The organism is Streptomyces sp. NBC_01176, assembly GCF_045039825.1.
Lineage (GTDB): Bacteria > Actinomycetota > Actinomycetes > Streptomycetales > Streptomycetaceae > Streptomyces.
Map to the genome: position 1 here is coordinate 7,693,546 of NZ_CP108600.1, position 13,065 is coordinate 7,706,610.

Annotated in this window: 14 protein-coding genes and 2 tRNA genes; 12 read left to right on the top strand and 4 right to left on the bottom strand. The window is 71.3% G+C overall.

The annotated features are described in order from the left end of the window. Nucleotides 1-53 precede the first annotated feature (53 nt). From OG199_RS33390 to OG199_RS33400, 3 genes are all read left to right on the top strand, one after another. Nucleotides 54-1,097: a chorismate-binding protein gene (locus OG199_RS33390; protein WP_405832593.1), complete on the top strand. Its 1,044-nt coding sequence runs from the start codon at nt 54-56 to the stop codon at nt 1,095-1,097. Continuing rightward, the gene (locus tag OG199_RS33395; protein WP_401802683.1) at nt 1,094-1,915 is read left to right on the top strand and encodes an aminotransferase class IV; all 822 of its coding nucleotides are present in this window, start codon (nt 1,094-1,096) and stop codon (nt 1,913-1,915) included. The genes OG199_RS33390 and OG199_RS33395 overlap by 4 nt, the downstream gene beginning before the upstream one ends. 129 nt (nt 1,916-2,044) lie before the next feature. Beyond that, a complete protein-coding gene (locus tag OG199_RS33400) occupies nt 2,045-2,869 on the top strand; it encodes a GNAT family N-acetyltransferase (protein ID WP_405832595.1) in 825 nt (274 codons plus the stop codon). Between the two features lie 5 nt (nt 2,870-2,874). On the opposite strand, the gene OG199_RS33405 is transcribed toward OG199_RS33400, so the two are convergent. Beyond that, complete coding sequence (locus OG199_RS33405; RefSeq protein ID WP_401802681.1) at nt 2,875-3,393, bottom strand: DsbA family protein; 519 nt, start codon at nt 3,391-3,393, stop codon at nt 2,875-2,877. 206 nt (nt 3,394-3,599) lie between these two features. Between OG199_RS33405 and OG199_RS33410 the strand changes: the two genes are divergently transcribed. Both OG199_RS33410 and OG199_RS33415 read left to right on the top strand, forming a co-directional pair. After that, on the top strand, nt 3,600-4,046 hold the full coding sequence (locus tag OG199_RS33410; protein WP_405832597.1) for a hypothetical protein: 447 nt from the start codon (nt 3,600-3,602) through the stop codon (nt 4,044-4,046). Between the two features lie 161 nt (nt 4,047-4,207). Then, the gene (locus OG199_RS33415) at nt 4,208-4,360 is read left to right on the top strand and encodes a hypothetical protein (RefSeq protein WP_194280740.1); all 153 of its coding nucleotides are present in this window, start codon (nt 4,208-4,210) and stop codon (nt 4,358-4,360) included. A 120-nt stretch (nt 4,361-4,480) separates the two neighbouring features. Here OG199_RS33415 and OG199_RS33420 read toward each other — a convergent pair whose 3' ends face one another. Both OG199_RS33420 and OG199_RS33425 read right to left on the bottom strand, forming a co-directional pair. Beyond that, nucleotides 4,481-5,038, bottom strand: coding sequence for a CGNR zinc finger domain-containing protein (locus OG199_RS33420; protein WP_356808750.1), 558 nt, complete (start codon nt 5,036-5,038; stop codon nt 4,481-4,483). 428 nt (nt 5,039-5,466) lie between these two features. After that, nucleotides 5,467-5,880 carry an SsgA family sporulation/cell division regulator gene (locus OG199_RS33425; protein ID WP_003959770.1) on the bottom strand — a complete coding sequence of 138 codons (414 nt, stop codon included), beginning with the start codon at nt 5,878-5,880 and terminating at the stop codon, nt 5,467-5,469. 191 nt (nt 5,881-6,071) lie between these two features. Between OG199_RS33425 and OG199_RS33430 the strand changes: the two genes are divergently transcribed. From OG199_RS33430 to OG199_RS33445, 4 genes are all read left to right on the top strand, one after another. Then, nucleotides 6,072-6,506: a TIGR02611 family protein gene (locus OG199_RS33430; protein WP_356808751.1), complete on the top strand. Its 435-nt coding sequence runs from the start codon at nt 6,072-6,074 to the stop codon at nt 6,504-6,506. Nucleotides 6,507-6,611: 105 nt separating this feature from the next. Then, nucleotides 6,612-6,683 (top strand) — tRNA-Val (locus OG199_RS33435). A gap of 914 nt (nt 6,684-7,597) precedes the next feature. Further along, nucleotides 7,598-8,044 carry an SRPBCC family protein gene (locus tag OG199_RS33440; RefSeq protein ID WP_356808752.1) on the top strand — a complete coding sequence of 149 codons (447 nt, stop codon included), beginning with the start codon at nt 7,598-7,600 and terminating at the stop codon, nt 8,042-8,044. A gap of 39 nt (nt 8,045-8,083) precedes the next feature. Further along, nucleotides 8,084-8,155: transfer RNA gene (locus OG199_RS33445), tRNA-Val, on the top strand. 113 nt (nt 8,156-8,268) lie between these two features. Here the strand turns inward: OG199_RS33445 and OG199_RS33450 are convergent. Further along, the gene (locus OG199_RS33450; protein ID WP_393085553.1) at nt 8,269-8,994 is read right to left on the bottom strand and encodes a 3'-5' exonuclease; all 726 of its coding nucleotides are present in this window, start codon (nt 8,992-8,994) and stop codon (nt 8,269-8,271) included. 170 nt (nt 8,995-9,164) lie between these two features. Here OG199_RS33450 and OG199_RS33455 point away from each other — a divergent pair, with 170 nt between their 5' ends. The 3 genes from OG199_RS33455 to thrS all read left to right on the top strand — a co-directional run bounded on the left by OG199_RS33455 (nt 9,165) and on the right by thrS (nt 13,036). Next, nucleotides 9,165-9,731, top strand: a complete 567-nt coding sequence (locus OG199_RS33455; RefSeq protein ID WP_153291635.1) for a DUF4365 domain-containing protein — start codon at nt 9,165-9,167, stop codon at nt 9,729-9,731. Beyond that, nucleotides 9,728-10,945 carry a hypothetical protein gene (locus OG199_RS33460; RefSeq protein ID WP_405832601.1) on the top strand — a complete coding sequence of 406 codons (1,218 nt, stop codon included), beginning with the start codon at nt 9,728-9,730 and terminating at the stop codon, nt 10,943-10,945. The genes OG199_RS33455 and OG199_RS33460 overlap by 4 nt, the downstream gene beginning before the upstream one ends. 105 nt (nt 10,946-11,050) lie before the next feature. After that, nucleotides 11,051-13,036, top strand: a complete 1,986-nt coding sequence (gene thrS, locus OG199_RS33465) for a threonine--tRNA ligase (RefSeq protein ID WP_356806657.1) — start codon at nt 11,051-11,053, stop codon at nt 13,034-13,036. Nucleotides 13,037-13,065: the final 29 nt, after the last annotated feature.

Here is a 13,065-nt window from a genome sequence, read left to right on the forward strand (position 1 = left end):
GCCCGAGGACACGGCCAGGGCACCCGCAGGTCACCCGTCCTAGACTCGACTGCGTGCTCGACCTCCCTCCTCTCGCCCGCTTCGGTGACCTCGTCGCGACCGGTCTCCTCGATGTCACCGGCGACCCCGCGGCCCTGGACTCCACCGGCTTCTGGGCCGTGTCGGCGGACTTCGAGGGACGTCTGGTCTGCGCCCGTTTCGCCGACGTACGGCGCGAGCCCGTGCCCGCCCCCGTGCCAGGTCAGTGGCGTGGTCCGGCCGCCGGTGACTGGACGTCGTCCCTCGACCGCGCCGCGTACACACGCGGTGTCCGCCGCATCCGGGACCACATAGCCGCCGGGGAGGTCTACCAGGCCAACCTCTGCCGCGTCCTGTCCGCGCCGCTCGCCGCCGACGCCGACCTGGACGCCCTGACCGCCCTGCTGGCCCGCGGCAATCCGGCCCCGTACGCCGGCACCGTCCGGCTGCCCCGGCAAGGCGTCGAGATCGCCACCGCCTCACCCGAACTCTTCCTGCGCCGTACCGGCCGCACGGTCGAGTCCGGCCCCATCAAGGGCACCGGACGCACCGAGGCCGACCTGCTGCAGAAGGACTACGCCGAGAACGTGATGATCGTCGACCTGGTCCGCAACGACCTCGGCCGGGTCTGCGGCACCGGCAGCGTGACGGTGCCCGACCTGTGTGCCGTCGAGAAGCATCCCGGGCTCGTCCACCTCGTCTCCACCGTCCGCGGCGAGCTGCGCGAGGACGCCGGCTGGCCCGAGCTCCTCGCCGCCGCCTTCCCGCCCGGCTCGGTCACCGGCGCTCCCAAGACCAGCGCCCTGCGGATCATCGACGCCCTGGAGACCGCCCCGCGCGGCCCCTACTGCGGAGGCATCGGCTGGGTCGACGCGGACCGCGGCACCGGAGAACTCGCCGTCGGCATCCGCACCTTCTGGGCCGACCGGGAGGAGGGCGTCCTGCGGTTCGGTACCGGCGCGGGCATCACCTGGGGCTCCGACCCGGAGGGCGAGTGGCGCGAGACCGAGCTGAAGGCGTCCCGACTGCTCGCGGTAGCGTCGGGAGCATTCGAGGTGAGTGAAGGGATCCTGACGTGAAGATCTGGCTCGACGGCGGGCTGCAGGACATCGAGTCCGCCCGTGTCTCCGTCTTCGATCACGGGCTGACCGTGGGCGACGGCATCTTCGAGACCGTGAAGGCGGTGGACGGCAGGCCGTTCGCGCTGACCCGGCACCTCGACCGGCTGGCCCGCTCCGCGCACGGCCTCGGGCTGCCCGACCCGGATCGCGACGAGGTGCGCCGCGCCTGCGCGGCCGTCCTGGACGCCAACCCGGTGCCGCTCGGCCGCCTGCGCATCACGTACACCGGCGGCCACGGCCCGCTCGGTTCGGACCGGGGGGACCGGGGCCCGACCCTGGTCGTCGCCCTGGGCGAGTCCGCGCGGCGCCCCGACTCCACCGCCGTGATCACCGTGCCGTGGACCCGCAACGAGCGCGGCGCCCTCACCGGCCTCAAGACCACCTCGTACGCCGAGAACGTGGTCGCGCTGGCCCGCGCGCGCGAACAGGGCGCGTCCGAGGCGCTGTTCGCCAACACGGTCGGGCAGCTGTGCGAGGGCACCGGGTCGAACGTCTTCGTGGTGCTCGACGGCGAGATCCACACCCCGCCGGTGGCCTCCGGCTGCCTCGCCGGCATCACCCGCGCGCTCGCCGTCGAGTGGACCGGCGCCAGGGAGACCGACCTGCCGCTGGACGTCCTGGAGCGCGCCGACGAGATCTTCCTGACCTCCACCCTGCGGGACGTGCAGGGCGTGCACCGGGTGGACGGACGTGAACTCCCGGGCGCGCCCGGACCGGTGACGGCGAAGGCGATGCGGATCTTCGACGAGCGGGCCGGAAACGACCTCGATCCGTAGGACGGACGGACCGGTCCGCGCGCTCCGCGGGCCGGAGCCCCTGGCCCGGTCCGTCATCGGCGGTTCACGGTCCGTCGGCGGCCGTAAAACCGGATGACGAGGGGCGGTGGGGCGGGTAGAACTCCCCTGATGACCACCACCCTGCGGCCGACCGAGCCGCTTCAGCGCGGAGCCGACGGGGCGCTGTCCCGCCACTACCAGGTGTGCGTGAACAGCCGTCCCGTGGGCGGGATCCACCTCTCCACCCATCCCGAGTACGGGCCCACCGTGGGCCGGGTCGCGGAGCTGAGCATCGACGAGCCGGACCGCGGCCGCGGCCGGGCCACGGTGGCCGTGCTCGCGGCCGAGGAGGTGGCGCGCGGCTGGGGCTGCGTACGCGTCGAGACCTCGGTGCCCGGGGACGCGGAGGCCGCTCTCCGGCTCGCCACGACGCTCGGATACGTCCTCAGCAACCGCAACATGACGAAGCACCTGGACGGGCCGCCGCCCGGACTGCCGGCCGGGAGCGTCGCGCGGCCCATGACCGAGGCCGAGTACGTTCCCTGGCTGGCCCGCGAACGCGAGGCGTTCGCCCGCACGCTGATCGAGCGGGGCGTACCGGAGGCGGAGGCGTACACCAAGACCGACCTGGGGCACGCCAGGTTCATACCGGACGGCCTGGCCAGCGAGAACACGCTGATCAGCGTCCTGGAGCAGGAGGGAACCCCGGTCGGCACCCTGTGGGTGGGTCTGTGGCCCGACACGGCGTACGTGCTCGACGTCGAGGCCGACACGGCGTACCGGGGCCGCGGCCACGGGCGCGCCCTGATGCTGCTGGCCGAGGCCCAGGCCCTGACCGGCGGGCGGGACCGCATCGGCCTCAACGTGTTCGCGGGCAACACCCCGGCCGAGAAGCTCTACGAGTCGCTCGGCTACACGACGAGCTCGTACCACCTCTACAAGAACCTGCTCTGAGGGCGCTACTCGCTCTCGGCCAGCAGCCGGTCGGCGATCTCCTCGACGCGCTCGCGCAGGCCCTCCCGGCTCTTGCCGCCGTCGAGCCGTTCGCCGCCGATGACGTACGTCGGGGTGCCGGTCACACCGATGGCCTTGCCCTCTGCCTGGTCGGCGTCGACGATCAGGATGTGCCGCCCGTCGATCAGAGCGGTGTCGAACTCCTCCGCGTCCAGGCCGAGTTCACGGGCGACCTCGATCAGGAAGGGCTCGCCCTGGCGGTCCAGCTCCTCGACACGGCCGAGCACCGCCTCGACGTACGCCCAGGACCTGCCCTGCTCGGCGGCCTCCTCGGCGGCCTGTGCGGCGGCGAAGGCGTGCCGGTGCTTCTCCAGCGGGAAGTGCCGCAGCCGCAGCTCCAGCCGGTCGCCGTAGCGAGCGCGCAGCGCGCGCAGGTCGTCGAGGGCGTCGCGGCAGTCGGGGCACTGGAGTTCGCACCAGACGTCCAGGACGGCGGTGGTGCGGGCTGCGGAGGAGTCGTTCATGCCCCCAGTCTCCCAGTCCCGGGCCCGGCGGCCGACCCGGGACCGAGGGGCGCGGGCCGGTGGCGCGCGGACCGGGACCTGGGGAGGACCCCGACCCGGAGATGTCCCTGAGGTATGCCCGGAGCATGGCATATCGGGCGCGGGGCGGTGCAGGATGGAAGGGACGAACCGCCCCCGCCCCGTCGAGCCCTGCCCTGGAGGACCGGATGATTGCCGAGACCGTCTGTTCCGCCGTCTCCGCCGCCGGCCTGGGCATCGCCGCGGTCACGGCCTACCGCAAGCGCTTCCTCACCGCCGCCCGCATCGCCGCCTACGCGTTGGTGCCGGTCGGACTGGTGATGACCGGGGTCGTCGGCTGGCTGGCCGACACCGCGTTCAGCCCGACCGCGTGGGCGGGCTTCGCCGTGCTCGCCGCGGCCTGGCTGCTGTTCATGACGGTGCGGGCCGTGGAGCGGCGCGGTGGCGGAACGCGCAAGGAACGCAAGGCGGCCGCTCGGGCCGCCCAGCGTGAGGCGGTGGCCCCCACCGCCTCGGCGCCCTCGCTGAGCCAGGGCCCCCGCCCGGCCGCGCGTCCCGCGACGACCCCGCGGGCCTCCGGCGCCGGGGACGACTTCAGCGACATCGAGGCCATCCTGAAGAAGCACGGCATATGACGCCCCGCGCAGTCTGAAGCGACACGGCGGATCATGCGCGTCGCGGAAACGATCACGTTCGTTCCTGCTCATCGCGGATATTGCGGATATTGGCGAACTCCCTGTCATCCCGGGCGTGTTGATCGCGAAGCGGGTGGTGGCTGCGTCATCATCGCCGCGAGATGCTGGACACAACACAGAGCGACCCCGCCGCGCCCCCCGAGGAGCGGCGAGGTTGTCTCTTCGCACTTTCCCAGCCACCGCTGATGATCTTCCTGGCGGTGATCGGCTGTCTCCTGCTCATGGCTTCGCTGCACGACCTGCTGCTGCTCTGAGCCGTACACGGAGCCCCTGGCGTCACCCGCCGAGGGCTCCGTAGCCCGCCGCCGTCCCGTCCGTCACGCGTCGGCCCGTCACGCGTCGGCCCGATCGTCGCCGGTCTCCCCGCCGACCCCTCAGCCCGCCGCTTCCTTCCGGCGTGCCCGGTACGCGGCCACGTGGAGCCGGTTTCCGCACGTCCGGCTGTCGCAGTAGCGACGCGAGCGGTTGCGCGAGAGATCCACGAAGGCGCGCCGGCAGTCCGGCGCCTCGCACCGGCGAAGTCGGTCCTGCTCTCCGGCGACCACGAAGAACGCCAGCGCCATCCCGCAGTCGGCCGCGAGGTGGTCCGCGACCGAGGCGCCCGGCGCGAAGTAGTGCACGTGCCAGTCGTAACCGTCGTGGTCGGTGAGGCGGGGAGTGGTGCCCGCCGCGGCGACCAGCTCGTTGATGAGTCCGGCGGCGATCCGCGGCTCGTCGGCGGCGAAGACCCCGGCGAACCGGCCGCGGACGTCGCGTACGGCCGCGAGATCCTGCGCCGACAGCACGCCGACATCACTGATGTCGTGCTTTCGTACGAAATCGGCGAGGGACGGGACATCCGCGAGCCCGTCCGCCGTGTCGTCCTCCGGCGCGGTGTTCACCAGATCCACCACGGTGTCGAGGGCGCACCGGGTGTCGTGGGTGATCAGCACGTTTTGCTCCCTGGCCTGAGGGTCGGGCGGCCGCCCGCCGATGCTGGCCGATGGTAGTGGCTTCCCGGCCGCGGGGGAGCGGGGACGGCCCGGCCGGCCCGCCCCTGAGCGGCCCGGAGGGCGGGCGGGCGCGTGCACTGCGTGACCGTGCGTACGGCGCGGAGGAACCGGGCGGACGCCGCCCCGTGCTGATCGTGCCGGGTCCTGGCTGGGCGACATCGCGCCGCGTCACGATCCTGGTGCCCAGGGTGTTCGTCCCCGCACGCACCGACGCCGTCGCCGCGGAAGTCCGCGGCGACGGCGCCGGTGTTCGTGATCTGTGCGGTTGTGCCACATGCTGTTGTGCCTAACTCGGTTGTGCCCTATGCGGTTGTGTTAGCCCGAGCCGTCTCCCCGAGTGGACGGCGCCGGGCGGCTCTGTGGAGTCGCTAGCTCTCGGCCAGGATGTGTGAGAGCTCCGTGTCGAGATCGAAGTGCCGGTGTTCCGTGCCTGGCGGCACGGCGGCGTCCGTTCGCTTCAGGAAGGACTCCAGGGCCCGCGCCGGGGCCTCGAGCAGAGCCTCGCCCTCCGGGGAGCTCAGGGCGATGCATACGACGCCCTGACCGTGACTTCGGGACGGCCAGACTCGGACGTCGCCGGTACCGGTGGGCCGATGGAGGCCCTCCGCGAGGAGGTCGCGGGCGAACACCCACTCGACGGTTTCCTCGGCTCCGGTGTGGAAGGTGGCGTGCACGGCGTAGGGATCGGCCGTGTCATACCGCAGTCCTGCGGGTACAGGCAGTGAGGACTCGCTCGACACAACGAGGCGCAGGTGCAGCTCGCAGCTGACCGTGGTGTTCATAAGCGCCAGGGCCTTTCGCTCAGTGTGCGCTCGGGGATTCGCACGTCGGCGAAATCGACATGCCACCTACGGTGCCGTTGTAAACCCCTCTGAGTGTTTTGCGTGCCTTTACGTAACTCATCCGGCCGAGGGTGCCTTCGTCGGATAGGGCCATTCCGGTGACTGGTTTCTCTCCGGTAGGGTTTGGTCGTATGAATACGGGGAGTGACGAGCCGGGCGAGGCCGCCACGGCTGATGACGAGAGGAAGACCGAGCAGCCGCTCGGTTCGCGGGCGCCGGAATTCATCAAGGCGCGTCGTGCGCTGCACCTGAGCTGGCAGGTGGGCGTTTTCGTCGTGGGGCTCGCGGTGGTCGTCGCGGGCGTGATCATGCTTCCGCTGCCGGGTCCCGGCTGGCTGGTGATCTTCGGCGGCATGGCGATCTGGGCGACCGAGTTCGTCTGGGCGCAGCTGGTGCTCCGCTGGACGAAGCGCAAGGTCACGGAGGCGACGCAGCGGGCGCTCGACCCCGCGGTCCGGCGTCGCAACATCATCCTGACGACCGTCGGCCTGGTGATCGTCGCGGCCCTCTGTGCCGTCTACCTCTGGAAGTTCGGCTTCGAGATGCCCTGGAACATCAAGGAGTGACAAGGAGTGACAAGGGGTGACGGTGAGGCGCCCCGGGGGCGGGCTTGAGCGCCTCCGGTCGGTCGGAGTCACCCCCTGACATGGGGTAATGTTCTCCCTGCGCCCGGGCGATTAGCTCAGCGGGAGAGCGCTTCGTTCACACCGAAGAGGTCACTGGTTCGATCCCAGTATCGCCCACGAGCACGGTAGGCGGCCCAGATCCACGGATACGTGGACAGGGCCGCCTTCGTCGTTCCCGTGCCAGGTCGCGGCGCGTCACGTGACGCTGTGTAGCGCCTCGACGGCGCGTACCGCGGTATCTCGGCCATGGGGCCATCTGGCCGGACGGCGACGTCCGGAGCGAACGAAAGCGGCCTAGGTAGGGGGCGGCGGTGGTCTCGGCGGCGGTGCCGGCCGCGGGCCGCATCGGCGGGGTGATGGCGCCGCCGCCCGGGTTGGCGAGGCGGGCCACCGTCGACAGCGCCCCCCATGCCCGCCTCCGGGTGACCTGTCGTCAGCCCTCGTGTCAGGCCCGCGCACCGCCTCTCGGATGTCCTCCCCTGTGCCGACGCCCCGCCACGAACACTCCGACGCCCGAAGAACAGGGTGAAGACGGACTTCCAGGATTATGTGGCCTTTTGGGAGAAGTCCCGGGTCGGAGCCGCCCGTGGAAATCGGCCGGACATATTCCGGAACGCGGTCCCCTTCTTGCGGAAGTACGACAAGAGAGGTGTGCTGCTCGACCCCGGCCGCACATAGACGCCGGAAATGCCGGAGTCGAGAAGGCCGGCCAAGTCGACGTAAAGCAACTCGGTATTCCTCCCGATCCGACAAGTTGTCACTTGTCGTCGGCGGGAGGGTATTTGGGAAGGCGTGCATCACGCCCTGGCGGCGCTGGACCCGGGACGAGTGCCTCGCCGCCCTGAAGGAGAACCACGACACCCGGAAGGTGCCCGGCGGCACGGACCGGCGCGGCATCGGCGACGCGGTCGCAGCCGTCGGTCCACCACCCCGTCAGATCGGCCTCGTCGACACCGAGTCGCGGTCCACGGTGACGGAAGTCGGCACGTACCCGCCTCGTCCGCGGAACCCCGGACCGGCACACTCGGTCCATGGACTGGTGCCACTACCGCTTCCGCAGCCTGTGGGCCCTGCCCGCGCCGCCCGCCGCCGTCTACCGCGCTCTCGAACAGGCCGAGGACTACCCGCGTTGGTGGCCCCAGGTCCGCGAGGTGCGCCCGGCCGGCGAACGGAGCGGCACCATCCGTGTCCGCTCGTTCCTGCCGTACGACCTGGTGTTCACCGCACGTGAGGTGCGGAGCGACCCGACCGCCGGGGTTCTGGAGATCGCGCTGTCGGGCGACATCGAGGGCTGGGCTCGCTGGACCGTGTGCCCCGACGGGCCGGGCACCCGCGCCCGGTACGACCAGGAGGTCGATGTGCGCAAGCCCCTGCTGCGGCGGCTCGCGGTGCCGGGACGGCCTCTGTTCCGGCTCAATCACGCGCTGATGATGCGTGCCGGGCGGCACGGACTGAGGGCCTCTCTGCGAGCGGTTTGAACGACACCCGCCAGGACCTGTATTGTTCAGTGCGTTCCCGGGCGATTAGCTCAGTGGGAGAGCGCTTCGTTCACACCGAAGAGGTCACTGGTTCGAACCCAGTATCGCCCACCGGGAAAGGCCGGTCCGTCGCAGACGGACCGGCCTTCTTGCATGCCGGACGCCCGGCGCCGGTGTCCACGCGGGCCGTCCCACGCTCGCGCCGGCCCGCCACGCGCCCGCGCTCAGGCCGCCGCGGACAGCTCCGGCCGCAGCGGCCACGACGGATCCACCGACTCCTCCGAGCCGCTGCGCGCGAACCAGGCCTGCAGCCCGCGTGCCTGTGCCGCGTGCCACACGGACTGCAAGGTGTGCAGTTCGGCGGGGGAGAGCCGCTCCAGCCGGGGCGCGAACCGGCGTCCCACCGCACGGACCACCTCCATCGCGGCCAGCGCGTCCGCCGCCGCGTCGTGCGCGCCCTCCAGGGCGACGCCGTAGTGAGCGCACAGGTCGGTGAGCGTGCGCCGGCCCTTGCGATAGCGGTCCAGATGTTTGTCCAGGACCCGTGGATCGAGCACGCGCAGCGGCGCCGACTCGAACCAGCGGTCGAGACAGGACGCCCGATGCCGGCGCAACTCCCGGTCCAGGAGCGTCAGATCGAACGGCGCGTTCATCACCACCAGCGGACGGCCCACCGCCGCCTGCTCGCCCAGCACCCGGACTATCTCGTCCATCACCGGCGACGGCCAGCGGCCGTTGCGCTGCAGATGCTCCTCCGTCAGCCCGTGCACCGCCGTCGCACCCTCGGGCACCGGCACCCCCGGGTTCACCAGCCACCGGGTCACCCGGGGGCGGGAACCCGCGGCGTCCTGGACGACGACGGCGGCCGACACGATCCGGTCGGTCTCGACGTCCACGCCCGTGGTCTCCGTGTCGAACGCGGCCAAGGGGCCCTCGTACCAGCACGTCATACGCACACAACTCCTCGTTCACCCACGGCAGCTGACGCACCGTCTTCTGCCCGTTTGGTGATACCCGGGCTGTTTGCGCCGTACGCCGGAAGGAGACAACAGAGGTACGGGTCTTTGCAGTTCAGCGGCCCGTCGCGGGGATTCTCTTGGCTTGGAAGGCTGTTGGACTCATGGCAATCGCGCAGCCCGAGCGGGGCGGGCTGCTGCCCCAGCGGACGGCACCCCATCGCGGCACGCTCGCCACCACCGCCTGCATGGAGACACTGCAGGTCGGCTACCTGCACGCCGTCGCCGCCGCGGCCGGCTGCTCGCTGTCCCAGCCCTTTCCGGACAACGGGATCGACTGGCACGTCAGCCACAGCGGCCCCGGACACACGGTCGACGACGAAGTCACCATCAAGGTGCAGCTCAAGTGCACGTACCAGATCCCGCCGAACCCCCCGGGACCCGCCTTCTCCTTCACGCTCGACAACGAGCACCTGGCGAAGCTCGCCCGCACCCCGGTCTCGGTGCACAAGATCCTGGTCGTGATGCTCGTGCCCCGGTCCCAGGACGACTGGCTGCGCGCCAGCCACGACCGCCTCGACCTGCGGCACTGCTGCTACTGGACCAACCTCGCCGGGCAGCCCGTCACGGGCCGGCGCAGAACCACCGTCCGCATACCGACCTCGCGCATCTTCGACGACCGGGCCCTGTGCGAGATCATGACGCGGGTCGGGACGGGAGGCAGACCATGACGCACCGTCCGATCGACGAACCCCTCCGGCCGGTCAGGCCGCACCCCGCGGAGGCCCACTGGACCGAGCCGCCCGAGCCCGGCCAGGTCGACCCCGCCGTGCTCAGCGCCCTGCTGCACCGGCACGGCTGGCAGCGCCGCGGCGGCGCCGCGGGACGGTACGGCAGGTGGACCCCACCAGGGCCCGGCGGCTCGGGCACCAGCCTGCTCGTGCCGGAGAACCGGGCCTTCCCCGACAGCGACGACCTCCTCGGCGAGGCCCTCGACGCGCTCTCCCGCAGCGGCTCCCCCTCCGCGCGCGACGTCCTGGTCGCGCTCGCCGTGCCCAGCGACGAGATCCGCTGGTGGCGCGACGTCCCGAGGGGTCCGGTCGGCGCCACGCCCTGGAGCGTCGAGGAGCGGCTGCGCTCGGCCGCCCGCCAGATGCTGCTCGCGGCCGCCCTCGCCACCCGCGCTCGCGCCGGCTACTACGGCACCCGGTACCGCAGGCCCGCCGCCGCGTCCCTGGAGAACGTCCTCGTCGGCGCCGACCCCGACGGGCGCAGGCTCACCGCCTTCGTGCCCGTGGACACCGGCCGGCCGCTGGCCATACGCCTGCACCAGGCGCTGTACGCCGCCCGCGAGGCCATCGACTACCAGCGGGCCACCGGCGGCATGGACGCCTTCGACGCGGCCGTCGAGGCAGGCGTGAGTCACGAACTCACCGAGGCCGTCGTCGCGCTCGTACGCGGCACCGAGGGCGCCCGCATCGCCGTCGAGTGGGCGCCGGCCGCCGGCGTCCCCGAGGGCTGCGCGTCGCCCGACGAGGCCGTCGAGTTCTCGCCCGGCGACGTGCCCGTGCTGCGCGAGGCCGCGGCCCGTTACCTGCGCGAGGAACCGTCCGTGCCGGTCCGGATCACCGGGGCCGTGGTGCGGATACGCAGGTCGCAGCCGCGCGGCGAGGGCACCGTACGGCTGCGGGTCATCGCGGGCGCCGAGGTCCCGTACGTACGGGTGACCCTCGACGAGGAGGCGTACCGGATAGCGGGACAGGCCCATCTCGTCGGGCTGCCGGTGCGGGTGCACGGGCGGCTGGAGAGCCGCGGCGGCTTCCGCAGACTCACGGACGCCTCCGGGGTCGCACCCGTGCAGGTGGACGAGGCCGAACGCGACCGGCTGATGAAGTCGCTCCAGGAGAATCTGGACTTCTTCGAGGAGGCCTGCAGCGGGGACTGAGCCCGGACCGGCGGGAACCGTTTCGCGGAGGGGGGCCTCGGCTCGGTACGATTCCTGTCTGCGCCCGCGTGTCGCGGCGCGCCCACCTTCAGGCAGGAGAGTCCGGTGTCAGACGTCCGTGTGATCATCCAACGCGATTCCGAGCGGGAAGAGCGCGTGGTGACGACGGGCACTACGGCCGCCGATCTCTTCACCGGCGAGCGCACCGTCGTCGCGGCGCGCGTGGCCGGCGAGCTGAAGGACCTCGCGTACGAGGTGAAGGACGGCGAGGAGGTCGAGCCCGTCGAGATCTCCTCGCAGGACGGCCTCAACATCCTGCGCCACTCCGCCGCGCACGTCATGGCCCAGGCCGTGCAGGAGCTCTTCCCCGAGGCCAAGCTCGGCATCGGCCCGCCGGTCAAGGACGGCTTCTACTACGACTTCGACGTCGAGAAGCCGTTCACGCCCGAGGATCTCAAGGCCATCGAGAAGAAGATGCAGGAGATCCAGAAGCGCGGCCAGCGCTTCTCCCGCCGCGTGGTCACCGACGAGGCCGCCCGCGAGGAGCTCGCCGCGGAGCCGTACAAGCTGGAGCTCATCGGCATCAAGGGCACCGCGGCCGCCCAGGACGGGGCCGACGGCGCGGACGTCGAGGTCGGCGGCGGCGAGCTGACGATCTACGACAACCTCGACGCCAAGACCGGCGAGCTGTGCTGGAAGGACCTCTGCCGCGGTCCCCACCTGCCCACCACCCGCAACATCCCGGCGTTCAAGCTCATGCGCAACGCCGGCGCGTACTGGCGCGGCAGCGAGAAGAACCCGATGCTCCAGCGCATCTACGGCACCGCCTGGCCGTCCAAGGACGAGTTGAAGGCGCACCTGGACTTCCTCGCCGAGGCCGAGAAGCGCGACCACCGCAAGCTGGGCAACGAGCTGGACCTCTTCTCCATCCCGGACCAGATCGGCTCCGGCCTCGCCGTCTTCCACCCCAAGGGCGGCATCATCCGCCGGGTCATGGAGGACTACTCGCGCCGCCGGCACGAGGAGGAGGGCTACGAGTTCGTCTACACCCCGCACGCGACCAAGGGGAAGCTCTTCGAGACCTCGGGCCACCTGGACTGGTACGCCGACGGCATGTACCCGCCCATGCAGCTCGACGAGGGCGTGGACTACTACCTCAAGCCCATGAACTGCCCGATGCACAACCTGATCTTCGACGCACGCGGCCGTTCGTACCGCGAACTGCCCCTGCGTCTCTTCGAGTTCGGGACCGTGTACCGCTACGAGAAGTCGGGCGTCGTGCACGGCCTGACCCGCGCCCGTGGGTTCACGCAGGACGACGCGCACATCTACTGCACCAAGGAGCAGATGGCGGACGAGCTCGACAAGACGCTCACCTTCGTCCTGAACCTGCTGCGCGACTACGGCCTCACCGACTTCTACCTGGAGCTGTCCACCAAGGACCCGGAGAAGTTCGTCGGCTCCGACGAGGTCTGGGAGGAGGCCACCGAGACGCTGCGGCAGGTGGCCGAGAAGCAGGGCCTCCCGCTCGTCCCCGACCCGGGCGGCGCCGCGTTCTACGGCCCGAAGATCTCCGTCCAGACCAAGGACGCCATCGGCCGGACCTGGCAGATGTCGACGGTGCAGCTCGACTTCAACCTGCCCGAGCGCTTCGACCTGGAGTACACCGGTCCCGACGGCTCCAAGCAGCGTCCGGTGATGATCCACCGCGCGCTGTTCGGTTCCATCGAGCGCTTCTTCGCGGTGCTCCTCGAGCACTACGCGGGTGCGTTCCCGGCCTGGCTGGCGCCCGTCCAGGCGGTCGGTATCCCGATCGGCGACGCGCACGTGGAGTACCTCCAGAAGTTCGCCGCCGAGGCGAAGAAGAAGGGGCTGCGCGTCGAGGTCGACTCCTCCTCCGACCGCATGCAGAAGAAGATCCGCAACGCGCAGAAGCAGAAGGTGCCCTTCATGGTCATCGCGGGCGACGAGGACATGGCGGCCGGCGCCGTCTCCTTCCGCTACCGCGACGGCTCGCAGGAGAACGGCATCCCGGTCGACGAGGCGATCGCCAAGATCGCGAAGATCGTCGAGGAGCGCACGCAGGTCTGACGCACGCAGGTCTGACGCGCGGAGTCATC

Coding starts and splice junctions, on each gene's coding strand:
- OG199_RS33400 (WP_405832595.1), top strand. CDS start 2,045: ATGACCACCACCCTGCGGCCGACCGAGCCGCTTCAGCGCGGAGCCGAC.
- OG199_RS33405 (WP_401802681.1), bottom strand. CDS start 3,393: ATGAACGACTCCTCCGCAGCCCGCACCACCGCCGTCCTGGACGTCTGG.
- OG199_RS33410 (WP_405832597.1), top strand. CDS start 3,600: ATGATTGCCGAGACCGTCTGTTCCGCCGTCTCCGCCGCCGGCCTGGGC.
- OG199_RS33415 (WP_194280740.1), top strand. CDS start 4,208: ATGCTGGACACAACACAGAGCGACCCCGCCGCGCCCCCCGAGGAGCGG.
- OG199_RS33425 (WP_003959770.1), bottom strand. CDS start 5,880: ATGAACACCACGGTCAGCTGCGAGCTGCACCTGCGCCTCGTTGTGTCG.
- OG199_RS33430 (WP_356808751.1), top strand. CDS start 6,072: ATGAATACGGGGAGTGACGAGCCGGGCGAGGCCGCCACGGCTGATGAC.
- OG199_RS33440 (WP_356808752.1), top strand. CDS start 7,598: ATGGACTGGTGCCACTACCGCTTCCGCAGCCTGTGGGCCCTGCCCGCG.
- OG199_RS33450 (WP_393085553.1), bottom strand. CDS start 8,994: ATGACGTGCTGGTACGAGGGCCCCTTGGCCGCGTTCGACACGGAGACC.
- OG199_RS33455 (WP_153291635.1), top strand. CDS start 9,165: ATGGCAATCGCGCAGCCCGAGCGGGGCGGGCTGCTGCCCCAGCGGACG.
- OG199_RS33460 (WP_405832601.1), top strand. CDS start 9,728: ATGACGCACCGTCCGATCGACGAACCCCTCCGGCCGGTCAGGCCGCAC.